The sequence below is a fragment of the Rhodococcus sp. (in: high G+C Gram-positive bacteria) genome (genome assembly GCF_049591685.1).
Lineage (GTDB): Bacteria > Actinomycetota > Actinomycetes > Mycobacteriales > Mycobacteriaceae > Rhodococcoides.
Genome location: NZ_JBAWFH010000424.1, coordinates 1 through 4,323, shown reverse-complemented (window position 1 = coordinate 4,323; position 4,323 = coordinate 1). Strand labels below are relative to the sequence as shown.

General features: G+C 66.9%; 5 protein-coding genes. All 5 read right to left on the bottom strand.

From position 1 onward, the window contains the following. The coding region (locus tag WBQ44_RS18015; protein WP_495568041.1) for a glycosyltransferase family 2 protein at positions 1-553 on the bottom strand (553 nt) is incomplete at its 3' end. Then, positions 550-1,248 carry an LppM family (lipo)protein gene (locus tag WBQ44_RS18010; RefSeq protein ID WP_495568040.1) on the bottom strand — a complete coding sequence of 233 codons (699 nt, stop codon included), beginning with the start codon at positions 1,246-1,248 and terminating at the stop codon, positions 550-552. The genes WBQ44_RS18010 and WBQ44_RS18015, both read right to left, overlap by 4 nt. Before the next feature lie 47 nt (positions 1,249-1,295). Then, positions 1,296-2,168 carry a carotenoid biosynthesis protein gene (locus WBQ44_RS18005; RefSeq protein WP_495568039.1) on the bottom strand — a complete coding sequence of 291 codons (873 nt, stop codon included), beginning with the start codon at positions 2,166-2,168 and terminating at the stop codon, positions 1,296-1,298. Next, on the bottom strand, positions 2,144-3,757 hold the full coding sequence (locus WBQ44_RS18000; RefSeq protein ID WP_495568038.1) for a phytoene desaturase family protein: 1,614 nt from the start codon (positions 3,755-3,757) through the stop codon (positions 2,144-2,146). The genes WBQ44_RS18005 and WBQ44_RS18000 overlap by 25 nt, the downstream gene beginning before the upstream one ends. A 9-nt stretch (positions 3,758-3,766) precedes the next feature. Beyond that, the coding region (locus WBQ44_RS17995) for a GNAT family N-acetyltransferase (protein WP_495568037.1) at positions 3,767-4,323 on the bottom strand (557 nt) is incomplete at its 5' end.

Sequence of the window (4,323 nt, the reverse complement as noted above, 5' to 3'; positions counted from 1 at the left end):
GCTGGACAAGCGTCTCGGCCGGGCTGCCCGTGATCTGACGAGGCCAGGGGCTGACCAAAGCGGCGTCGCGGGTGCCGAGTGTCTCCGATGCGGCCGCGACCGCCGCCGGATCGAGACGAACGTCCGCGTCCACGAAGGCGATGTGGTCGGCGGGTTCGGCCAGGGCCGATTGCGCCAGCCTGTGGCACGCTGCGGCTTTCCCGGTCCAGCCTGGGGGAGGTTCGACGTCGGAGCGGATCACGTGAAATCGCGGATCCTCTCCCGCCGCCGTCACCGCTGCCTCGTACGTGCCGTCGGAGGACCCGTCGTCGAGCACGATCACCCTAAGATTCGGGCACCCGGACTGGGCGCGAAGGTCGCCGATCAACGCCGGCAACGTCGTGACTTCGTTGCGCGCGGGAACACAGACCACGACACGGTCGGCGACGCTGCGCCTGGGGCGGGTCAGAGTCGGCATGGTGAGGGCGTTCGCGATCGACATGCAGGCTGCCGCGATCGACATCACCGCGCCCGCCGCGGTCGCGCGCCGAGCGATCCGGGAAGTTGTGCTCACGCAGCCGTTTCGCGTCGACGAACCGGTTGGTTGCGGGTTACCCACGCCATGGCGCCGACGATGGCGGCGACCCCGACGGTCACGCCTCCGACGATGCCCGCCCACCCGGCGAAGCTGCGCGTATTGGGGTCGGCGTAGCTCACCTCGGCTCGCATGGTGGACACCTCGCCCGCGGGGAGCTTCCAGGTGATGATGTTGTCGCCATCGCGCGTTCCGTTGGTCGTTCCGATCCGTGCGGGGAATGCGATCGTGAACTGAACGTCGGTGCCCTGAAGTGGGACGGACTGCAGATCGACCTTGCCGTCCAGGGTGACCGTGTCACCGGAGCGCTGCAGCACCAATTGAAAACTGCCCGTTGCCTGCTCGGACATCTGGCCGAGCGTCTGAACGTCGCCGAACGAGAGGTCGCTGAACCTTGCTTCGGTCCCGACGTAACCGTCTTGTGCGTACTCGTCGATCCGCACTTTGTCGGCGAGCGACGAGGGCGCCTCGAACACGGGCCCGGTGTCCGACTCGGACGTGGGAATCGTGGCTGCGACGATCTGGCCCGATACCCGGTCGTCCGCCGAGACGCCCATCGACACCTGAGCGCGAAGGCACCCGGTCAACAGGGGAGCGACCAACAGGGTCAGCGCGAGCGCGGACACCAGTCGGCGACGGTTACGGGACCTACCTTCACGGATTGTCGACTGCACAGCGACATCGTGCCAGACACGGCGTTCGTCCGGCGCCGTGGCAGTGGTCAGGCGAGTCGCGTTGTCCGAGTTGTTTCTCGGGTGCGGGCGACCCATGTCCAGACCAGCGGGAAGCCGACCACACCCATGACGACGAAACCGTAGATCGCCGAGTACCGCAGTTCGGGTCCGGACAGAAAGACGGAGTGGGCGAGCGCCGAACCGAGCCAGGTCCACAGAAACAGTCCCAGCGGCGCGACGTCCGAAATGTGGCGTGCCTCGGCGGGCGATCTGTCGGATCGGGGTTCGAGGCCCAGCCCGAACTTCCGGCTCGCGGCTTCGACGATCGTGGCCATGACGAGCGCGACGAGAAACCAACCCAGATAGTTGCTCACCGGGATGGACGGCAGTCCCGGAAGGCCGGCGATCGGTGATGTCCACGTCCACTGCCCGTCGGTGACCATCTGGGTGTCCAGATACAGGTCCCACCCGACCATGCCGACGGAGGTCAGAAGAATTCGCTGAGCCGAGGCCTTGGCCGTCGAGGTGGCCGTTCGTTCGAGAATGTGGGTGACGGCGCACCACACCGGATAGAAGCCTGCCGTCCACGCCAACGGAACGACCGCGGGCACGCCGAACAGGTCGGGTCCGAGGCGGTCGGTGGCGTAGTAGTAGCTGCCGAACGGAAAGCCGGTGGCAGTGCCGATCATCTCGGCGATAAGGCCGAGCCCGGCGGTGCCGACGAACAGCACCGACGCCCACTTCGGTCCTCGCGCGACGACGGCGTGCGTGATCGCCGCGGCGGCGAGAAACGCGACGACGGCCACGGTGACCATGTCGCGAGTCGAGCCGGTGACGAGCGGATACACGATCTGCGCAGCGATGGCGCAGCCGGCCAGAACGACGATGACTTTCCTCATCGGCGGCGTTCTCCGATCCATCGCCGGACTCTGCCTGCACCTGCGTCACGCAACGCGATGCGGGCAGCGCTGCGGCCGCTGGCAGCGGACACCCCTCCACCCGGGTGGGTGGATGCCCCCGTCAGATACAGACCGCGAGCACCGGGCACGCGGTGATCGCTCAACGCCGGTGTCGGTCGCCACATCATCATCTGGTCCAGTGACATCTCGACGTGCATGATGTTGCCGCCGATCATTCCGAGCTCTCGTTCGATGTCCGCGGGAGACTGCACGTGACGGTGCAGGATCGACTCGCGGAAACCTGGGGCGTATTTCTCCACCTCTTCGACGATACGGTCGGCCTCGTGCTCGGCAAGGTCGCTCGCGCGCACCTCGGTGTCGGAGGTGCGCCATCGCCTGCCGCCGGACGGTGCGAACGGATGCCACTGTGACCACAGCGATATCTGATGCTCTCCTGCGGGGGCAACGCTCGGTTCGATCGCAGTGAACGACATCGCCAACACCGCGGGCGTCGGTGGCAATTCGCCCGCAACGGCATTGCCGTGGGCCAGACGCAGCTGAGCGCGGTCGTGGACGAGCAGCTGCAGGCCGGTGGTTCCGGGTGCGGATTGGGAGGCGCTCGAATAGGCGGGGAGAGCGGATGTGGCCAACCGCACAGCCATTCCCATGCCGGGTCCGACGCGAATGCCCCGACGCCAGGACTCGATCTGCCGCGCGTTGTGGCCGCCTGCCGCCAACAGATCGAGCGTGGTAAGGACGTGGCAGCCCGCAACGACCCTGCGACTGCGGATGACGCGCCCGCTCGTGGTGCGCGTCGTCCACGCATCGCGTTCGGGAACCAAGGCCTCGACCGCGTCGCCGACCGCGAGTTGCCCACCGCAGGAGAGAAGTTTTGCGATGAGCGCCTCGGTCAACGCGCCGCTGCCGCCGACGGCACGACCGGGAGGAAGGGTGTGCATCAACGCGGCGAACCCCACCATGGGAGCGGTCCCCGGCTCGGACATCGGTGGGCCGGACTGCGCACCGAACCACGCGAGTGCCGCTTTGAGCCGCTCAGAATCGAACAGTTCGTCCAGCAACGCGTCGCCGGTGGTCAAGAACTCACGCGAGAGCGCACCGCCGCCGTTCGGGGCGTCGAGACCCCAGAATGCGCGAAGCAGGTTGGGCGCGGTGGGCGGCGCCGAGAACGATCTCATCGTGCGCGCACTGCGCGGGCCCCACTTGTCGACGAAGCGTCGATAGGCACGGGCGTCGGCGGATCCGCAGGAGCGCGCAATCGACGCACACGTCGCATCCACATCGCGGTGGAAGACAATGGCGGCTTGGTCGGTGTTCGGTGCTCCCGGCGCGATGGCCCAGGGGTCGCATTCGACGTAGCGGAGGCCGTGCTCGGCGAGGCGCAGTTCTTCGATGACGCCGGTGTGGCGAACCATGATGTGGGCGGACGATCCACGATCGACGCGATGGCCGGGGAATCTCTCGGCCGTCGAGACTCCGCCGCCCGCGATCGAATCGCGTTCGAGAACTTCGACCGACAGGCCTGCCTCGGCGAGATAGCAGGCAGCGGTAAGGGCATTGTGGCCGGAGCCCACAACCACAACGTCGATCACCGCTCCAGGCTATAGGTCGTTCGAGGCACGCCCGGAATGCGTCGAGTCGAGCGGGAGCTCGTGACCGAGGACGGCGAACGGACGCCGGTCGCCCGCGAAGGTGAAGTCGCGCAGAACGTCGCCGAACCCCAGTCGCCGATACAGTCGCCACGCCCGATTGTTTTCACCCGCGACCTCGGGCGTCGAGAGTAGAACACGTGCTTCCGCCCGGCCGGCAAGCAGTCGACGAACCAGCGACCCACCGATGCCATGACCTTGCACCCTGGGTGACACGTGCAGTTCCGTCAGTTCGAAGTAGTCGGACAAGACGGAATCGATGTGTTCGTCGCTGTTCCCCGTTCGCGCGAGACCCTCCTTCACCTGTTGGTGCCACCACTGATGGGGTGCACCCCGGTAGCCGTATGCAACAGCTACCAGGGGGGCGTCGGCAGGAAAGGAAGTACTCACAGCGTCCGGTGCGGCCAGAACTGCGCCGACGCCGCGCCACCCCGGTCGTAGAACGTGTTCGGACCACATCGGGGCCCGGTTAAACTCGGTGCCTTGGGGGTAGCCCATGGCTTCCACAT